The organism is Jannaschia rubra, from assembly GCF_001403735.1.
In the GTDB taxonomy this organism is placed as follows: domain Bacteria; phylum Pseudomonadota; class Alphaproteobacteria; order Rhodobacterales; family Rhodobacteraceae; genus Jannaschia; species Jannaschia rubra.
Window position 1 is genome coordinate 180,983 of record NZ_CXPG01000014.1, and the last position, 16,910, is coordinate 197,892.

At 68.3% G+C, this 16,910-nt stretch carries 17 protein-coding genes; 5 read left to right on the forward strand and 12 right to left on the reverse strand.

Annotated features, from left to right (window positions below):
- From JAN5088_RS06815 to secA, 10 genes are all read right to left on the reverse strand, one after another.
- Entirely contained in the window at positions 1-483 is a 483-nt protein-coding gene (locus tag JAN5088_RS06815; RefSeq protein ID WP_055682058.1) for a hypothetical protein, read from the reverse strand.
- A gap of 28 nt (positions 484-511) precedes the next feature.
- Positions 512-985 (reverse strand): RNA pyrophosphohydrolase, encoded by a 474-nt coding sequence (locus tag JAN5088_RS06820; RefSeq protein WP_055682251.1) that lies wholly within the window; start codon positions 983-985, stop codon positions 512-514.
- 20 nt (positions 986-1,005) lie between these two features.
- Complete coding sequence (locus JAN5088_RS06825; protein WP_055682059.1) at positions 1,006-2,340, reverse strand: S41 family peptidase; 1,335 nt, start codon at positions 2,338-2,340, stop codon at positions 1,006-1,008.
- 9 nt (positions 2,341-2,349) lie between these two features.
- Complete coding sequence (locus JAN5088_RS06830) at positions 2,350-3,447, reverse strand: murein hydrolase activator EnvC family protein (protein ID WP_055682060.1); 1,098 nt, start codon at positions 3,445-3,447, stop codon at positions 2,350-2,352.
- Complete coding sequence (gpmI, locus tag JAN5088_RS06835; RefSeq protein WP_055682061.1) at positions 3,444-4,955, reverse strand: 2,3-bisphosphoglycerate-independent phosphoglycerate mutase; 1,512 nt, start codon at positions 4,953-4,955, stop codon at positions 3,444-3,446. The genes JAN5088_RS06830 and gpmI overlap by 4 nt, the downstream gene beginning before the upstream one ends.
- Positions 4,956-4,986: 31 nt before the next feature.
- Positions 4,987-5,448: a 23S rRNA (pseudouridine(1915)-N(3))-methyltransferase RlmH gene (gene rlmH / locus JAN5088_RS06840; RefSeq protein ID WP_055682062.1), complete on the reverse strand. Its 462-nt coding sequence runs from the start codon at positions 5,446-5,448 to the stop codon at positions 4,987-4,989.
- 1 nt (position 5,449) lies between these two features.
- Complete coding sequence (gene rsfS, locus JAN5088_RS06845) at positions 5,450-5,920, reverse strand: ribosome silencing factor (RefSeq protein WP_370736405.1); 471 nt, start codon at positions 5,918-5,920, stop codon at positions 5,450-5,452.
- Between the two features lie 70 nt (positions 5,921-5,990).
- Positions 5,991-7,325 carry a mechanosensitive ion channel family protein gene (locus JAN5088_RS06850; RefSeq protein WP_055682063.1) on the reverse strand — a complete coding sequence of 445 codons (1,335 nt, stop codon included), beginning with the start codon at positions 7,323-7,325 and terminating at the stop codon, positions 5,991-5,993.
- A 34-nt stretch (positions 7,326-7,359) separates the two neighbouring features.
- On the reverse strand, positions 7,360-8,532 hold the full coding sequence (locus JAN5088_RS06855) for a hypothetical protein (protein WP_055682064.1): 1,173 nt from the start codon (positions 8,530-8,532) through the stop codon (positions 7,360-7,362).
- Positions 8,532-11,234: a preprotein translocase subunit SecA gene (gene secA, locus JAN5088_RS06860; protein WP_055682065.1), complete on the reverse strand. Its 2,703-nt coding sequence runs from the start codon at positions 11,232-11,234 to the stop codon at positions 8,532-8,534. Before secA ends, JAN5088_RS06855 begins: the two co-directional genes overlap by 1 nt.
- A 180-nt stretch (positions 11,235-11,414) precedes the next feature.
- Here secA and JAN5088_RS06865 point away from each other — a divergent pair, with 180 nt between their 5' ends.
- The 4 genes from JAN5088_RS06865 to JAN5088_RS19410 all read left to right on the forward strand — a co-directional run bounded on the left by JAN5088_RS06865 (position 11,415) and on the right by JAN5088_RS19410 (position 14,251).
- Positions 11,415-12,272, forward strand: a complete 858-nt coding sequence (locus tag JAN5088_RS06865; protein WP_055682066.1) for a peptidylprolyl isomerase — start codon at positions 11,415-11,417, stop codon at positions 12,270-12,272.
- Between the two features lie 3 nt (positions 12,273-12,275).
- Positions 12,276-13,610, forward strand: coding sequence for a bifunctional glutamate N-acetyltransferase/amino-acid acetyltransferase ArgJ (argJ, locus tag JAN5088_RS06870; RefSeq protein WP_074962393.1), 1,335 nt, complete (start codon positions 12,276-12,278; stop codon positions 13,608-13,610).
- A 4-nt stretch (positions 13,611-13,614) separates the two neighbouring features.
- Positions 13,615-14,013 carry an 8-oxo-dGTP diphosphatase MutT gene (gene mutT, locus JAN5088_RS06875; RefSeq protein ID WP_055682067.1) on the forward strand — a complete coding sequence of 133 codons (399 nt, stop codon included), beginning with the start codon at positions 13,615-13,617 and terminating at the stop codon, positions 14,011-14,013.
- Positions 14,014-14,122: 109 nt separating this feature from the next.
- The gene (locus tag JAN5088_RS19410) at positions 14,123-14,251 is read left to right on the forward strand and encodes a hypothetical protein (RefSeq protein ID WP_267885369.1); all 129 of its coding nucleotides are present in this window, start codon (positions 14,123-14,125) and stop codon (positions 14,249-14,251) included.
- A gap of 10 nt (positions 14,252-14,261) precedes the next feature.
- Here the strand turns inward: JAN5088_RS19410 and hemH are convergent, their stop codons facing one another.
- Positions 14,262-15,314 (reverse strand): ferrochelatase, encoded by a 1,053-nt coding sequence (gene hemH, locus JAN5088_RS06880; protein ID WP_055682068.1) that lies wholly within the window; start codon positions 15,312-15,314, stop codon positions 14,262-14,264.
- On the reverse strand, positions 15,311-16,138 hold the full coding sequence (locus JAN5088_RS06885; protein ID WP_055682069.1) for a methyltransferase domain-containing protein: 828 nt from the start codon (positions 16,136-16,138) through the stop codon (positions 15,311-15,313). The genes hemH and JAN5088_RS06885 overlap by 4 nt, the downstream gene beginning before the upstream one ends.
- A gap of 17 nt (positions 16,139-16,155) precedes the next feature.
- Between JAN5088_RS06885 and JAN5088_RS06890 the strand changes: the two genes are divergently transcribed.
- Positions 16,156-16,896, forward strand: a complete 741-nt coding sequence (locus JAN5088_RS06890; RefSeq protein WP_055682070.1) for a ComF family protein — start codon at positions 16,156-16,158, stop codon at positions 16,894-16,896.
- Positions 16,897-16,910: the final 14 nt, after the last annotated feature.

The window sequence follows — 16,910 nt, forward strand, 5'->3', positions numbered from 1 at the left end:
TCAACCTTCGGGCGGGGTGCAATCCCCGCCCGACAGGCAGGCTTCGGCGGCGGCGATGGTCTCGGGTCGCGCGGCCAGGGCGAAGGCGGGGCACGGGCCTTCCACGAGCACGTTCTCCTCGCCCCGGCGCTCGATGAACGCGAGAACCCGGTCGAGCGGGACGCCCCCGCACCACGCCCCCGCGCATTCCACCTGCACCGTCAGCGGAAACGCCGCGTCCTCGGTGAAGCCGTCCGCCGCCGCCAGCTTGCCGTCGAAGCGCGCCTTGACGGAATAGCCCTGCCGCGCGTTCGGGTCGCTGCCGGTGGAGGGAACCTTCTCCCCCGGCAGAAGCCGGATGCGGCCGACCGCCAGCACGTATTGCGCGTCCGATTCGCTCGCCGTGGCAAAGCTTCGCTGGACGCTGGGCCGAAGACACGACAGGGCGTTCGCCTGCCCGGCCATGGCGGTGGAGATGAGGGCAGCGAGGATCAGGCGGCGCATGGATGTCTCCGGTGAAAGGGCGCAGGGCTCACAGCAGGTCGAACCCCCGCAGGACGGCGGCATAGATGTCGCGCTTGAAGGGCACGATGGCGGCCAGCACCTCGGGGCCGGAAAGCCAGGCCCAGCGTGAGAACTCGCGGACATGGGCGTCGAGGTCCACGGCATCGTCCGGCCCGTCGTAGACCATGTGAAACCAGTGCTGCTCCTGCCCGCGGTAGCGCCCCTTCCAGAGTTTGCCCGCCAGGTCGGCAGGCAGGTCATAGCGCAGCGGCTCGGGCAGCGCGGCGCGCAGGGTGACGGATCCGGGCGACAGGCCCGTCTCCTCGGTCAGTTCGCGCAGGGCGGCGTCGCGGGGCGTCTCCCCCGCGTCGATCCCGCCCTGCGGCATCTGCCAGGCACCGGGCCGGTCCAGCCGCTCGCCCACCCAGACCAGCCCCGAAGGGTTGGTCAGGCAGACACCCGCGCAGGGGCGCCAGGGCAGGCTGGCGATCTCCGGGGTCATGGGCGCCGTCTTGGTTTCGGTCACTTCGGCTCGATGGCCGTCAGGCCTTTCAGGATGTCGATGGCATAGGCCATCTGGTAGTCCTCCTCGCGCAGCTTTGCGGCATCCTCCGCGTCCGCCTGCTCCTTGCGGATCTGCTCCTGCTCGTCGGGCGACAGGCTGTCGTTGGTCAGCGCGCCGCGCAGGCTCGACTCGGTGCGGGTCGGGCGGGCGGTCTCTTCCGCCGTCTCCTCGGCGTCCGGCAACTCACGCGGCGGTTGGACCACGACGATGTCGGGGCTGATCCCGAGGTTCTGGATCGACCGGCCCGAGGGTGTGTAGTAGCGCGCCGTCGTCAGGCGGATCGCGCCGTCGCCCTGCACCGGCATGATGGTCTGCACGCTGCCCTTGCCAAAGGACTTGGTGCCCACGACCACCGCACGGCGATGATCCTGAAGCGCGCCGGCCACGATCTCGGAGGCCGAGGCCGACCCGCCGTTGATGAGCACCACCATGGGAAGGCCGTCGATGATGTCGCCGTCTTCCGCGTTGAAGCGGTCACCGTCCTCGGCGTTGCGCGACCGGGTCGAGACGATCTCTCCCTGTTCGAGGAAATCGTCCGCCAGATCCACGCCCGCCGTTAGCAGGCCGCCGGGGTTGTTGCGCAGGTCCAGCACGACGCCGTTCACGTTCTCCAACCCGCCCATCTCGGCCACGACCTCCTCGAAGCCCTCATGGACGTTGGGGACGGTCTGGTCGTTGAAGGTCGACACGCGGATGACCACGCTGTTGCCCTCGCGGCGGACACGTGCGGCGGTCAGCTTGATCGTGTCGCGGGTGATGGTGATGTCGAGCGGCTCCTCCAGCCCCTCGCGCAGGATGGTGACGACGATGTCCGACCCCACGGGGCCGCGCATCAGTTCGACCGCTTCCTCCAGCGTGAAGCCCAGGATGCTCTCGCCGTCGACGGCGGTGATGTAGTCGCCCGCCTCGACCCCGGCTTCGAAGGCGGGGGTGCCGTCCATAGGGGTGATGACCTTGACGTAGCCATCCTCCTGCGTGACCTCTATGCCGAGGCCGCCGAATTCGCCGCGGGTGTCGACCTGCATGTCCTCGAAATCGCGCGGCGGCAGGTAGGAGCTGTGCGGGTCGAGCGAGGTGAGCATCCCGTTGATCGCGGCCTCGATCAGGTCGCCCTCGTCGACTTCCTCGACGTACTGGTTGCGGATCCGCTCGAAGACGATCCCGAACAGGTCGAGCTGTTCGTAGACGGAGGCCTTCCCGGCCTCCTGCGCGAGAAGCGGACCCGCCAGCTGGGTCGTGGCGAGAATCCCCGCCAGGATGCCGCCCCCGGCGGCCATCGCAAGCTTGTTCATGTCGTTTCCCTATTCGATGGCGAACCAGGTCGCCGGGTCCACGGGCCTGCCGCCCTGTCTCAGTTCGATATAAAGCGTCTCGGAACGCGATGCGCCACCGCCGCCGACCGTCCCGAGCAGAAAATCCACCGCATCGGGCGCCGCACCGCCCATCAGCCCCAGCGGCGCACCGGGTGCCAGGATCTCCGCCTGACGTGCGTAGACCTCGTCGAGCCCTGCGAACACCAGCAAAGTGGCCGGTTCGGGCTCGAGGATGATCACATTGCCGTAATCGAGGAGCGGGCCGGCATATCGCACCGTGCCCGCCGCGGGGGCCGTGACGATCGCGGCGGGCGGCACGGCCAACACGAGACCCGGCCGCGCGATCCCCGCCGCGTCCGCCTCATCGAACCCGTGCAGAAGCGTCCCGGCCGCCGGTGCGGGCAGCGGCAGGGTCAGTTCGGTCTCCTCCGTCCCCGGCAGGGTGCCGAGACCGTCGGCGAAGGCCTCCAGCGTGTCCACCCGGCCCAGGAGCGCGGCGATGCGCGCGCCGTCGTCGGTCATGCGCGCGGGCAGGTCGGTGCGCTCCGCGATGGCCTCGGACAGGGCGACGCGGGCCTCCTGCACTCCGGCCAGGCCTTCCTCCAGGCTATCGGCAGCCGATTCCTGCAACAGCCGCAGGTCGCGAAGGTCGGCCAATGCCACCCGCAATTCGTCGGCCCGTGCGTCGAGCGCGGGGGTCACCTCGGCCAGCATCATCGACGCGCGCGCGGTGCCGAGCGGCCCCGACGGATGCAGCAGCAGAAGCGGCCCCGGCGCGCGTTCCATCGCCTGCAACGCGGCGATGAGCCGGGCGACCTCCGCCTCGCGCGCGCTGAGAACCGCCGTCAGCGAGCTTTCGCGCCGCGCCACCTGTCGCAACCCGTCGCGCAGCGCCGACAGCCCGTCCTCATAGGCGCGGATCACGGCCGTCAAGGCGGCCACGCGGTCCGACGCGCCGCCCGCCTCGTCCAGTTGTCGCGCGGCGGTGGCGAGCTTCCCCGCCGCCAGCCGCGCCCCCTCGGAGGCGGTCTGCGCGGCGGCGGGCAGCGACAGGCACACGAGGATCGGAATGGCCCGCAGGATCATGCGATCAGGCTCTCGCCCGTCATCTCGATGGGCTTCTCCACCCCCATCAGCTCCAGCAGCGTAGGCGCCAGATCGCCCAGCGTCCCGTCGTTCAGCCGCGTCCCCTCGGGCGCGCCGTAGAGGATCACGGGCACGGGGTTGGTCGTATGCGCGGTGTGCGGCTTGCCGGTCTCCGCATCCACCATCGTCTCGCAGTTGCCGTGGTCGGCGCAGACGATCATCGCGCCATCGGTCCCTTCCAAAGCTGTAAGCACGCGACCCAGGCCTGTGTCGACCGCCTCGCAGGCGCGGGCAGCGGCCTGCAGATCGCCGGTGTGGCCCACCATGTCGGGGTTGGCATAGTTCACCACGATCAGGTCGTAGCCCTTCTCGATCGCGGCGACGAAATGGTCCGTCACCTCGACCGACGACATCTCGGGTTGCAGGTCATAGGTGGCGACATCGGGGGACTTCGGCATGTGCCGGTCCTCGCCCTCCTCCGGCTCCTCGACGCCGCCGTTCAGGAAGAAGGTGACGTGGGGGTATTTCTCGGTTTCGGCGCAATGGAACTGCGTCAGACCCTTCAGCGCCACCCAATGCCCCAAGGTGTTAGGGACGGTCTGCTTGGGAAAGACCGTGGACATGTAGGCATCGTGCGCCTCGGAATAATCGACCATGCCCAGCATGTGCAACGCGGGCCGGCCCCGCGTCTCGAAATCGTCGAAATCGGGGTCGGCCAGGGCCGCCAGGATCTCGCGCGCGCGGTCGGCGCGGAAGTTCAGGCAGAACAGGCCGTCGCCATCGCGCATCCCCTCGTAGTCGCCGATGACCGTGGCGTGGATGAACTCGTCGCTCTCGCCGCGCGCCCGCGCCTCCGCCAGCGCGGCGTGTACATCGGGCACATGCTCGCCCTCGCCCCACGTCATCGCAGCCCAGGCGCGCTGCACGCGGTCCCAGCGGTTGTCGCGGTCCATCGCGTAGTAGCGCCCGGTCAGCGTGGCGACCGTGGCGCCTTCGGGCAGGCCGTCGAGCAGCCGGTTCAAGAAGCCTTCCGCGGAATTGGGCGGCACGTCGCGGCCGTCGGTGATCGCATGGACGACGACCGGCACGCCGGCCTCCGTCAGCACGCGGGCAGCGGCGAGCAGGTGATCGATGTGGCCGTGCACGCCGCCGTCCGAGATCACCCCCATCAGGTGCGCCCGGCCGCCACCGTCCCGCAGCGCGCGGATCCAGTCCGTCAGCGCGCGTTCCTTGGCGAAGGTGCCTTCCTCGATGGACCTGTTGATGAGGCCGAGGTCCATCCACACCGTGCGCCCTGCGCCGATGTTCATGTGCCCCACCTCGGAATTGCCCATCTGCCCTTCCGGCAGGCCCACCGCGGGGCCGAAGGTCGTCAGCGTGGCATGGGGGCAGGTCGCCATCAGGCGGTCGAAGTTCGGCGTGTCGGCCACGTCGGGCGCGGATTGCTCGGGCCGGTCCGAGACGCCCCAACCGTCCAGGATGCACAGCACAACGGGTTTCTTCTTCATGGTCTTCCCTTCGCCTCGGTTCCTGCGGGCTTCAGACCCGATGATAGGGGCTGCCCGCAAGGATGGAAGCCGCGCGGTAGAGCTGTTCGGCCAGCATGACGCGCACCAGCATATGCGGCCAGACCATCGCGCCGAAGCCGATGGCAAGGTCGGCCCGCGCGCGCAGGCCCGCGTCCAGCCCGTCCGCGCCGCCGATCACGAAGGCCACGTCGCACGCGCCGTCGCGCCAGTCGCCGATGCGGGCCGCGAAATCGGGCGATGTCATCTGTTTTCCGCGTTCGTCGCAGAGAACCATTGCCGCGCCGGGGGCCAGGGCACGGTCGATGACCGCAGCCTCGGGACCCATCCCGCCCTTCGCCTCGACCTCCACTATCGACACGGGCGGCAGGCCGACGCCCCGCCCGACCTTGGCGAACCGGTCGAGATAATCGTCGACGAGAGCGCGTTCCGGCCCCTTGCGGAGACGGCCCACGGCGATGAGCTGCAACTTCACCTCAGATGGGACGGGCGGCTTGCGCGGCCGACGGGTCCTGCCACATCTTCTCGAGCTGATAGAACTCCCGCACCTCGGGGCGGAAGATGTGAACGATGACGTCGCCCGCGTCGAGCAGCACCCAGTCGCCCTGGGTCTTGCCCTCGGTCCGGGCGGTGCGGCCCAGCGTGTCCTTGAGTCTTTCGGACAGCTTCTCGGCGATCGACGTGACCTGCCGGGTCGACCGGCCCGAGCAGACCACCATGTGATCGGCCACGGACGACTTGCCGCGCAGGTCGATCTGCACAATGTCCTCGGCCTTGTCTTCATCGAGCGAGTTCAGGATGAGCGCGAGCGTGGCGTCGCTGGCCCTCTGGTCCCCCGGCGCGCGCGGAGCGTCGGCCGCATGGGAAGGTGTGGTATCGGCAGTCAGTGCCCGATCCTCCGGGATGTGGGGTCGCGCGCGGAGCACGACACCTGAAAAGTCTAGCACCGGGGACCATCCCCGGCAACGCATCAGGGGCCATGTGGGCATCCCGCTGCCCATCGTCAATGCGCCCCCGTCAGTCGCCCGGCGTCTGCGGACCGGCCGCATCAGCCAGCACACGCACCTCGCGCTGTGGGAAGGGAATGGAGATGCCCGCCTCCCTGAATGCGTCCCAGAGGGCCAGGTAGACGTTGCCGCGAATGTTCGTGAGGCCCTGCGTCGGATCCGCGATCCAGAACCGCAGGATGTAATCCACAGACGAGTCGCCGAAACCGACGATGTGACAGACGGGCGGCGTCGATTTCAGCACGCGCGGCGTGTCGACCGCTGCTTCTATGGCGACCTTGCGGACCAGATGCGGGTCGTCGCCGTAGGCCGTGCCGAAGAAGATGTCGAGGCGCACGAAGCTGTTCGAATGGGACCAGTTCACCACCTGCCCGGTGATGAGATCCTCGTTCGGGATCAGATATTCCTTGCCGTCGCGCGTGGTGATCGACACGTAGCGGGCTGTCAGCGAGTTGATCCATCCGAAGGTGTCGCCGATCGTTATGACGTCGCCGGGCTTGATCGACTTGTCGAGCAGGATGATGAACCCCGAAACAAGGTTCGACACCACCTTTTGCAGGCCGAAGCCGAGGCCCACGCCGATCGCGCCCGACAGGACCGCAAGCCCCGTGAGGTCGAACCCCACCGCCTTGAGCCCCAGGAAGAACGCGCCGACGTAGAGAACGATCTGGACCAGCTTGACGACGAGGACCCGCATCGAAGGGCTGATGTCCTCGTTCTTCGAGATACGGCTGGCCGTGGTGCGCGCCAGAACGCGGGCGCCCGCGAACAGGACGCCGATGGCCACCAACGCCGTGACGATGCCAAGGGCCGAGACGCGAAAGGTCCCGAACTCGATGGCCAGGTCGTTCAGAAGCTGCCGTGTCTCGTCGAGGACGCCGAGGTAGAACAGCGTGACATAGATCCACAGTCCCCAGGTCACGATCTTGCGCAAGAACGGGTTGCGCACCAGGCGCGCGACGAAGCTGACCACCATCCAGGCCGTGCCCATGGTCGCGGCAAGGCCTATAAGATAGCTGCGCGAGGGCCATGTCACCTCGCGCATCACGAGGAACACGGCCCAGCCCAGCAGGGCGAAGATCACCAGTCCCAGCCGGTTGCGCACGATCACAAGCCAGCGAAGCTGCCATTTCGGACGGCCGGTCTGGTTCCGCATCCAGCGCGTCATCGCGTCGCCCGCCAAGCGCCGTAGCACCCAGGCGAGCAGCACCAGGCCGAGGATGATGAAGCACTGCCACAGCTTCCACCCCGGCTGCAGCATGTCGGCCACCATCCCCGACGCCTGCGCCCAGAGGCTCAGGAGTTCGTCGCGCAGGGGGATCGTTTCGAGGATGTCGTCTTCCATGCGCCACTTTCGCGCGCGCAGCGGGCCTTGGCAATTACCCCGACAAGGGACCTGAGTTCTGCGGTTCGCCCAGTCGCGACGCCAGGATCGCGCGCAGGCGGCGTTTCACGACGGGCGCGCCCGGCCTGATCTCCAGCGCCTTGCGAAGAAGGAAGGCCTGCTCCCCCCGGCTTACCCGCGCGCCCGTCTCGTGCTTGTCCGCCAGCGTCCAGAAGGTGTCGAACTCCTCCTGCTTCGCCGATGGCGTGGCCATGCGCCGCATCTCCCGTGCGATGGCGGTGGCGATGACCGACAGCTGCTCGGCATCCAGCGTCGCGGGCATGGATCGCGGGTCCGCCGGTTCGGGAGCGATCAGCCTCAGCCTCTCGTCCGCGGGCAGGCGGGCGTTGATGCGGGCCAACGGGCCGGCCCATGCCGCGGACAGTTCGGCCACGACCTCGGGCGACAGCGACACCCTGTCGGCCGGGACGCGTGGCAGACCGTCGACCAGGGCATCGGCCACACCGCGGGCAAGCGACCCCGCCCCGCTTTGCACGAGGGCGCGGAGGAACGATCGCTCCCCTGCGGCGAGCGACCGGTTGACCGGCCGGTCCCCGACCGTGGAACCCATGAGGAACCTGTCGGGGTCGGCGAGGGGAAGCGTGCCGAGGAACGTCGCGAGCAGGTCGGGGCTGCGCGAATAGTTCCGCAGCACGACCGGCACACCAAAGTGGTCGAGCCCGTCGAGAAGATCCGCCGCCTGTTCCAGAACCCGGCTTTTCCCCGCGTGGGACTCCGGCGTCGCAGGCAGGCGTCCCCGTTTCAGCGCCTGGTCATAGCTCGACAGCACATGGTCGAACGGGTCGCGCAGGAACATCACCACCGTCAGAGCATGGGCACGGGCAAGGTCGGCGAAGGGCGCAGGATCCGACCCGACCTTGTGGAAGACGGTCTCGTTCGAGAACAGGACGACGTTCTGACGGCTTTCCGCCATGCGCCGGTGGATGGCCTGCACCCAGTCCGCCCCCATCGCCAGGTTTCCTAACATGGTGTCGCCGCGGGTGGCCCGCTCCTCCGCTTCCGACGACAACGGCGGATAGTCGATCCCCGCCGCCGCAAGCCGGTCGCGGTTGGCGGACAGGAAGCTCTGGATGGCCGAACTGCCCGTCTTGCCATGACCGATATGGAGGATCAGGCGCCGGCGGTCGCCCGCGCCGGCGGGCGTCATCAATAGGCCCCGTGGCAGTGCTTGAATTTCTTGCCCGACCCGCAGGGGCAAGGTTCGTTCCGGCCGGGGTTGCCCCAGGTCGAGGGGTTGTCGGCCACGAAGCCCGGCGCCGCGCCATCCGCCGCAGCTGTCGGCTGATCGACCGGCTGCGGCGTGCCGGCTGCGGCGGTGGCGCGCTGCTGGGCGATCATCTGCTCGATCATCGCCTTGCGCTCCTCCTCCGACAGGGGCCGGACGCGGGCGAGCTTGCGCGTAACGTCGCTGCGAAGGCTGTCGAGCATCGACTCGAACAGCTGGAAGCCTTCGGTCTTGTATTCGTTCAGCGGGTCCCGCTGCGCGTAGCCGCGGAACCCCACCACCGACCGCAGGTGTTCGAGCGTCAGAAGATGCTCACGCCACTTGCCGTCGATGGTCTGGAGCAGGAACTGCTTTTCGATCTGGCGCATCTGCTCGGCCCCGAAGGCCTCCGCCTTCTCGGCCATCAGCTTGTCGCTCGCCTCGTAGAGACGTTCGCGCACGACCTCCTGATCCACGCCCTCCTCGTCGGCCCAGTCGATGACGGGCACGTCGATGCCCAGCGTGTCGAGCGCGGCCGCATAGAGCCCGCGCGCGTTCCATTGGTCGGCGTAGGACTTCGGCGGCAGGTATTCGTCCACCAGATCATCGACGACCTGATGGCGCATGTCCTGCGCGATCTCGCCGATGTCCTCGGCTTCCATGATCTCCAGCCGCTGCTCGAAGACGGCCTTGCGCTGGTCGTTCATCACGTCGTCGAACTTCAGAAGCTGCTTGCGGATGTCGAAGTTGCGCCCCTCGACCTTGGCCTGCGCACGCTCCAGCGACTTGTTCACCCAAGGGTGGATGATCGCCTCGCCTTCCTTCATGCCCAGGGTATTCAGCACCTTTTCCAGCCGTTCCGATCCGAAGATCCGCATCAAGTCGTCGTCGAGCGACAGGAAAAACACCGACCGCCCCGGATCGCCCTGACGGCCCGACCGGCCGCGCAGCTGGTTGTCGATGCGCCGGCTCTCGTGACGTTCCGTGGCCAGGACGAACAGCCCGCCCGCCTCCTTGACCTTCTCCTTGTCGGCGGCAACCTCCGCCTCGATCCGCGCGCGGGCCTCGTCGGGGTCTGCATCGGGGTCGGCGGCCAGCGCCTCCAGCACCTTCATCTCGACGTTGCCGCCCAGCTGGATGTCGGTGCCGCGGCCGGCCATGTTGGTGGCGATGGTGATGGCGGCGGGCTTGCCCGCGTCGGCCACGATCTGGGCTTCCTGTTCGTGCTGGCGGGCGTTCAGGACGTTGTGCGGCAGGCCCTCCTTCTGCAGAAGCTGCGACAGCATCTCGGACTTCTCGATCGAGGTGGTGCCGACGAGGACCGGCTGGCCCTTCTCGTGCGCCTTGCGGATCTCGGCCACGATGGCGGCGGTCTTCTCGGCGGCGGTGCGATAGACCTGATCGTGCTCGTCGGCGCGCGCGATGGGCCGGTTCGTCGGCACCTCGACCACGCCGAGACCATAGATCGACGCGAATTCCTCGGCTTCCGTCGCGGCCGTGCCGGTCATCCCCGACAGCTTGGAATAAAGGCGGAAATAGTTCTGGAACGTCACCGAGGCGAGCGTCACGTTCTCGGGCTGGATCGACACGCCCTCCTTCGCCTCGATGGCCTGATGCAACCCGTCCGACAGGCGACGCCCGGCCATCATGCGGCCGGTGAACTCGTCGATCAGCACGACCTCGTCGTTGCGCACGATGTAGTTCTGGTCCTTCTGGAACAGCTTGTGCGCGCGCAGACCCTGGTTGACGTGATGGACGATGGTGGTCGATTCCGGGTCGTAGAGCGACTGCCCCTCGGGCAGGATACCGGCCATGACCAGACGCTGCTCCAGCCACTCGTTGCCCTCGTCGGTGAAGGTGACGGAACGCTGCTTCTCGTCCTTGGTGTAATGTTCCTCGGTGATCTCGGGAATGAGGCGGTCCACTTGCAGATAGAGGTCGCTGCGGTCCTCCGACGGGCCGGAGATGATCAGCGGCGTGCGCGCTTCGTCGATCAGGATGCTGTCCACCTCGTCCACGATGGCGTAGTTGTGACCGCGCTGAACCATCTCCTCGCGCGTGGCGCGCATGTTGTCGCGCAGGTAGTCGAAGCCCAGCTCGTTGTTGGTCGCATAGGTGATGTCGGCCTGATATGCTGCGCGCTTCTCCTCCTCCGGCTGCTGAGGGACGACGACGCCCGTGGTCAGGCCAAGCGCGGAATAGACGTTCGACATCCACTCCGCATCGCGCCGCGCCAGATAGTCGTTGACGGTGACGACATGCACGCCCTTGCCGGCCAGCGCGTTCAGATAGGCCGGGAAGGTGGCGACCAGGGTCTTGCCCTCGCCCGTCTTCATCTCGGCGATGTTGCCCTGATGCAGGAAGATCCCGCCCAGAAGCTGCGTGTCGAAGGCGCGCAGGCCCAAGGCACGGCGCGCCGCCTCGCGGCAGTTGGCGAAGGCCTCGGGCAGCAGGTCGTCGAGCGATTCCCCGCCTTCCGCCCGCGCCTTGAGAGCGAGCGTCCGTTCCTTGATCTCATCATCGGTCAGCTTCTGGAACTCCGGCTCCAGCGCATTGACCCGCTCGACCAGCTTCAGCGTGGCCTTGACCCTGCGGTCGTTCGGCGTGCCGAAGACCTTCTTCGCGATAGCACCCAGTCCCAGCATGTCCGTCCCTCGGCTCGCACCCTTGCCGACCATCGAAAGGCCCCATATCACAAGGGGGAAATCACGGGCGGGCGCGGTGAAAAATATCCTCGCCGCACTTAAGACCCGCCCCGACGGGTGTCAACGAACGCACCCCGGGACGCCTGACAACATCGGTCCCTGCGACCGGAAAGGACCAAGATGACACGACTTCTGACCGGGGCCGCGCTGGCCCTCGCCCTCTCGGCCCCCGCTTTCGCGCAGGACGCCGCTGACGGGGCCGCCAAGCCCGATGCCTCGACCGTGCTGGCCACCGTCAACGGAACCGACATCACGCTAGGCAACCTCATCGCGCTGCGCGGGCGGCTTCCCGCGCAATACCTCGAACTGCCGGACGACCTTCTGTACCAGGGAATGCTCGACCAGATCATCCAGCAGCAGGTCCTGTCCGACACCGCGCGCGAGGATCTGTCTCGCGCCGACGAGATCGGCCTCGAGAACGAGACGCGCGCCTTCCTCGCCGGACGTGTGCTGGAGCGTCTGACGGCCGAGCCCGTGGACGATGCCGCGGTGCAGGCCGCCTATGACGAGATCTACGGCAACGCCGAACCCGCCACCGAATACAACGCCAGCCACATCCTGGTCGAGACCGAGGAAGCCGCGCAGGAGATCGCCGGGAAGATCGCGGAGGGCGCAGATTTCGCCGAGCTCGCGCAGGAGGAGTCGACCGGCCCCACCGGCCCGAACGGCGGCCAGCTCGGCTGGTTCGGCCCCGGCATGATGGTCCCCGAGTTCGAGGAGGCCGTGAAGGGCATGGAGGCAGGCGAGGTCAGCGATCCGGTGCAGACCCAGTTCGGCTGGCACGTCATCCGCCTCAACGAGGTGCGGGAGCAGGAAGTCCCCGCCCTCGACGACGTGCGCCCGGAGCTGGAGGACGTGGCCCGCAACGCGCTGGTCGAAGCCGAGGTGGAGCGCCTGACCGAGGCCGCCCAGGTTGAGCGGACCGAGGTCGAGATCGACCCCGCCCGCATCCGCGACACCGACCTTCTGGAGAACTGAGCGATGGGGAAGTCCGGCAAGAAGGACAAGGTGAAGGGCCCGAAGAAGAAGCACCTGAGGGCCCGCATCGCCGAGCTGGAGGCTGAGCTTGCGGCGCCGAAAGGCCCGCTGGTGTCGCCCCTGGCCCCCGCCTTCCCGGACCTTCCCGCCATCGACGGCGTCCGCTTCGCCACGGCCGAGGCGGGCGTCAAATACGCCGGTCGCACCGACGTCATGCTGGCCGAGATCGCGCAGGGCAGCGCCATCGCCGGGGTCTTCACCACCTCGGCCACGCGGTCGGGGGCCGTCCTCGACTGTCAGGAAAAGCTGAAGAAGAGGGGCGCCTCGGGCGGTTGGGCCATCCTCGTGAACTCCGGCAATTCCAACGCCTTCACCGGGGCGGCGGGGGCCGAGTCCGTCACCGCCATCTGCACCGGTGTCAGCCATGCGCTCGGTATCCCGGCCAGCCGCGTCCTCACCTCCTCCACCGGGGTGATCGGCCAGCCGTTGCCCCATGACCGCATTGTCGCGGCGCTTGACGGGCTGGCCTCGCGGCTGGCGCCCGAGGGCATCGCCGACGCCGCCCGGGCCATCATGACGACCGACACCTTCCCGAAGGGATCGACGCGCACGGTGGATGTCGACGGCACCACCGTCACCATCGCGGGCATCGCCAAGGGGTCGGGCATGATCGCGCCCGACATGGCGACGATGCTGGCCTATGTCTTCACCGACGCGAAGGTCGCCGACCGGGCGCTGCAGACCATGCTGCCGGACCTGACGAAACGCACGTTCAACGCGGTGACGGTGGACAGCGACACCTCGACCTCCGACACGCTGGTCGTCGCGGCGACGGGTCGCGCCGGGAACGAGGAGATCGCCTCGGCCCGAACCCGGGGCGGCCGCGCCTTCCGCGACGCCCTGCACGAGGTGCTGCAGGATCTGGCGCTGCAACTGGTGATGGACGGCGAGGGCGCGACGAAGCTGGTCGAGGTCTGCGTGACGGGGGCCGCAAACGCGCTCGACGCCCGCCGCGTCGCGTCCGCCATCGCCAACAGCCCGCTGGTCAAGACCGCCATCGCGGGCGAAGACCCGAACTGGGGCCGAGTCGTCATGGCGGTGGGAAAGTCCGGCGCGCGGGCCGACCGCGACCGCCTGACGATCCGCTTCGGCGACATCCTCGTGGCAGAAAAGGGCCAGGTCTCTCCGGACTACACCGAGGAGTCCGGCGCGGCCTACATGAAGCGCGACCGGATCACCCTGTCGGTCGATCTGGGGCTGGGCGAGGCCTCCGATACCATGTGGACCTGCGATCTGACCTGCCGCTACATCGAGATCAACGCCGATTACCGGTCCTGACGCGATGAAGACGGTTCTGGTGTCGGCGGTCGCGCTGATCGACGCGGACGGTCGCGTCCTTCTGACGCAACGCCCCGAGGGGAAGTCGATGGCCGGCCTGTGGGAGTTTCCGGGCGGTAAGGTCGAACCCGGCGAGACGCCCGAAGCCGCCCTGATCCGCGAGTTGCAGGAGGAGCTGGGCATCGACACCTGGGCGTCCTGCCTCGCCCCGCTGACCTTCGCGTCGCACGCCTATGACGACTTCCATCTGCTCATGCCGCTGTTCGCCTGCCGTCGCTGGCAGGGACAACCGCGCGCGTGCGAGGGGCAAGCCCTGAAATGGGTTCGAGCGGGCGACCTGCGCGATTACCCCATGCCCCCTGCCGACATCCCGCTCATCCCTGTCCTGCGCGACTGGTTGTGACTTTCGAGGCAGCGTTTACGATTTAGAAACGAATCGGCTCATAAAGTTCTTTGTCCCCGCGGACCGCCGCCTAATGTGGAACCACGGGCAGAACAGGGAAGGAAACAAGATGCGGAAAACCATCGTCATAGGGGCGCATCTGTCGGTTCAGGGCACACTCGTGAAAATGCTGACCGACGGACTTGCACAGGTCCGCGCCGGTGGCAGGGTGTTTACCGGTCGGCTGATCGGCGGCTGACCCGACCGGCTTAGATCCAGCCGGCCAGGTTGTCCGTCAGCACGTCGGACAGCGCGTCGAGATGCGCCTCGTCGTCGTTCAGGCAGGGGATGTAGGCAAAGCTCTCTCCGCCGGCATGCTCGAAACTCTCGCGGATTTCTTCATTGATCTCCTCGAGCGTTTCGATGCAATCCGCGGAAAAGGCGGGCGCGATCACCGCGATGCGCTTCTTGCCCGCCTGCGCCAGCCGTGCGACCTCCTCGACCGTATAGGGCTTGAGCCATTCCTCCGGTCCGAAGCGCGACTGGAAGGTCGTGACGATCCGGTCCTCCGACCAGCCCAGCCGCTCGCGCAGCAGGCGCGTCGTCTTCTGGCACTGGCAGTGATATGGATCGCCTTCGAGCAGGTAGCGCCTGGGCACCCCGTGGTACGAACAGACCAGGATGTCCGGCTCGACCTCCGCCGCCGACCACGCCCGCTCGACCGATGCCGCGAGCGCGTCGATATACCGGCTGTCCTCGAAATAGGCGGGCACGGTGCGCGACGCGGGCTGCCACTTGAGCTTCATCAACCCGCGGAAGAACTGGTCGTTGGCGGTCGCAGTCGTGGCGCCCGCGTATTGCGGATAGAGCGGGAAGAACACGATCCGGTCGCAGCCCGCCTCCTGCATCGCCCGCACCCGGTCGATGGTCGCGGGCTTGCCGTAGCGCATGGCATAATCGACCATGACCCGATCCCCGAACCGCTCCTTCATGCGCGCCGCGATCCCGGCCGTCTGCGCCTTGGTGATCGTCGCAAGGGGGCTTTCGCCCGCCTCGTGGTTCCAGATCGACTTGTAGTTGGCCCCCGACCGGAACGGCCGCGACGTCAGGATGACGCCTTGAAGCAGCGGCTGCCAGAGGAAGGGCGAATAGTCGATCACGCGCCGGTCCGACAGGAACTCGTTCAGGTATCGCCGCATCGGCCAATAGCCATATCCATCGGGCGTGCCCAGGTTCGCCAGAAGGATGCCGACCTTGCCCATCCGCACCTTCGGATGATCGGCCGGAGCGTGGGGCAGCGGCGTATGGCCCATGTCTTTCATTCGTTTTCCTCGTTCATTCCGCCCGGTCCTTCCGGCACGCCCAGCGCATCGGCGAGGCGGACCTGCGCCGACCCGGGCCGCAGCGGTTTCGGTTGGGTCTCTGACGGGGCCCAGCCGGTCAGGAAGACCGTCTGGAACGTCGCGCGAATGCCGTCCCCGTCGGGGAAGGCATCGGCGTAGATACGGGCCGCGCGTGCGAACAGATCGCGGGGCGGCGTGCGACGGTGTCGCGCGGCGAGCGCGTTCGTCTCGCCCATGGCCCGAAGGTCACGCACCAGATGCCGCAGATCGCGGTAACGCACGTCCAGGGTCGTCACATCCGCCACCGGCAACGCCAGCCCCGCCCGCCCGAGCAATCCACCCAGGTCGCGGATCTCACCCATGGGTGCCACGCGAGGCGACAGGCCGCCCGTGACCTCGGCTTCGGCCTGGCCAAGCGCCGCACGCAATTCCGTCAGCGTCTCGCCCCCCGGGGTGGCGACCAGCAGCAGCCCGTCCTCCACCAGCGCGCGGCGGCACTGGATCAACTGGCCCACGGGGTCGTCGGCCCAGTGCAGGCACATCGCATGGACGATCAGGTCGTGCGCGCCGGGCGACAGGTCCAGCACCTCCCCTTCGGGGACCAGCGTCGCCCCCGGCAAGGCGTCCTGCCACAGGTCCGGGTGCGCTGACACGACGGCGGGCCGCGTAAACCTTCTGTTAACGTCTTTGAGCCTTTCCTGCACTTCGTCGATGGCGGCTTCCTGCAGGAACCAGGCGCTGCCGTCGGCGCGGGCGCGGTGAAGGCCGAGGGCCGTGCGATCTGTCAGGGGCGGCTGGGACATGCCGGGGGACTTAGGCCATGCAGACCACCTTGCAAAGGGCCGCGGGCGCGCTGCGGCAGGCGCTCTATCCCGCGACCTGCATGATGTGCGACGCCCGCGTGCAGGAGGATGCCGACGGCGGCGGCCTCTGCCCGGCCTGCTGGGCCGACACGCCGTTCCTGTCGGGGGCCTGCTGCGACCTCTGCGGCACGCCGCTGCCCGGGCAGGACGACGGACCGATCCACTGCGACGACTGCATGACGCTGGCGCGGCCTTGGGACGAGGGACGCGCGGCGCTGGCCTATGCGGGCACGGCCCGGCGGCTGGTGCTGGCGCTCAAGCACGGCGACCGGACGGAACTGGCGCGCGGGGCGGGGGGCTGGATGCACCGGCGTGCGCGCGGCCTTCTGACGGCCGAGACGGTCTTCGTCCCCGTGCCCGTCCACCGCTGGCGGCTGCTGCGGCGGCGCTACAACCAGGCGGCGCTGCTGGCCGCCGACGTCGCGCGGCGGGCGGGCGGGACCTTCGCCCCCACGACGCTTGTCCGCCATCGCCGGACGCCCAGTCAGGACCACCGCTCGGTCGCCGACCGTTTCGCCAACGTGGCCGGCGCCATCCGCCCCGGCCCGCGCGCCGATGTCGCGGGGCGCCATGTGGCGCTGGTGGACGACGTGATGACCTCGGGCGCCACGCTTGCCGCCTGTGCCGACGTCCTGCGGCAGGCCGGGGCCGCGCGGATCACCGTGCTGATCGTTGCGCGCGTTGCGAAGGACCGCTGACGGCCTATAAGGCG

What these genes read in the sequence shown, in the direction of transcription:
- JAN5088_RS06865 (WP_055682066.1), top strand. Translation starts at nt 11,415, where the DNA reads ATGACACGACTTCTGACCGGGGCCGCGCTGGCCCTCGCCCTCTCGGCC.
- hemH (WP_055682068.1), bottom strand. Translation starts at nt 15,314, where the DNA reads ATGAAAGACATGGGCCATACGCCGCTGCCCCACGCTCCGGCCGATCAT.
- JAN5088_RS06830 (WP_055682060.1), bottom strand. Translation starts at nt 3,447, where the DNA reads ATGATCCTGCGGGCCATTCCGATCCTCGTGTGCCTGTCGCTGCCCGCC.
- JAN5088_RS06885 (WP_055682069.1), bottom strand. Translation starts at nt 16,138, where the DNA reads ATGTCCCAGCCGCCCCTGACAGATCGCACGGCCCTCGGCCTTCACCGC.
- JAN5088_RS06825 (WP_055682059.1), bottom strand. Translation starts at nt 2,340, where the DNA reads ATGAACAAGCTTGCGATGGCCGCCGGGGGCGGCATCCTGGCGGGGATT.
- secA (WP_055682065.1), bottom strand. Translation starts at nt 11,234, where the DNA reads ATGCTGGGACTGGGTGCTATCGCGAAGAAGGTCTTCGGCACGCCGAAC.
- mutT (WP_055682067.1), top strand. Translation starts at nt 13,615, where the DNA reads ATGAAGACGGTTCTGGTGTCGGCGGTCGCGCTGATCGACGCGGACGGT.
- JAN5088_RS06855 (WP_055682064.1), bottom strand. Translation starts at nt 8,532, where the DNA reads ATGACGCCCGCCGGCGCGGGCGACCGCCGGCGCCTGATCCTCCATATC.
- JAN5088_RS19410 (WP_267885369.1), top strand. Translation starts at nt 14,123, where the DNA reads ATGCGGAAAACCATCGTCATAGGGGCGCATCTGTCGGTTCAGGGCACA.
- argJ (WP_074962393.1), top strand. Translation starts at nt 12,276, where the DNA reads ATGGGGAAGTCCGGCAAGAAGGACAAGGTGAAGGGCCCGAAGAAGAAG.
- JAN5088_RS06815 (WP_055682058.1), bottom strand. Translation starts at nt 483, where the DNA reads ATGCGCCGCCTGATCCTCGCTGCCCTCATCTCCACCGCCATGGCCGGG.
- JAN5088_RS06820 (WP_055682251.1), bottom strand. Translation starts at nt 985, where the DNA reads ATGACCCCGGAGATCGCCAGCCTGCCCTGGCGCCCCTGCGCGGGTGTC.
- gpmI (WP_055682061.1), bottom strand. Translation starts at nt 4,955, where the DNA reads ATGAAGAAGAAACCCGTTGTGCTGTGCATCCTGGACGGTTGGGGCGTC.
- JAN5088_RS06850 (WP_055682063.1), bottom strand. Translation starts at nt 7,325, where the DNA reads ATGGAAGACGACATCCTCGAAACGATCCCCCTGCGCGACGAACTCCTG.
- JAN5088_RS06890 (WP_055682070.1), top strand. Translation starts at nt 16,156, where the DNA reads ATGCAGACCACCTTGCAAAGGGCCGCGGGCGCGCTGCGGCAGGCGCTC.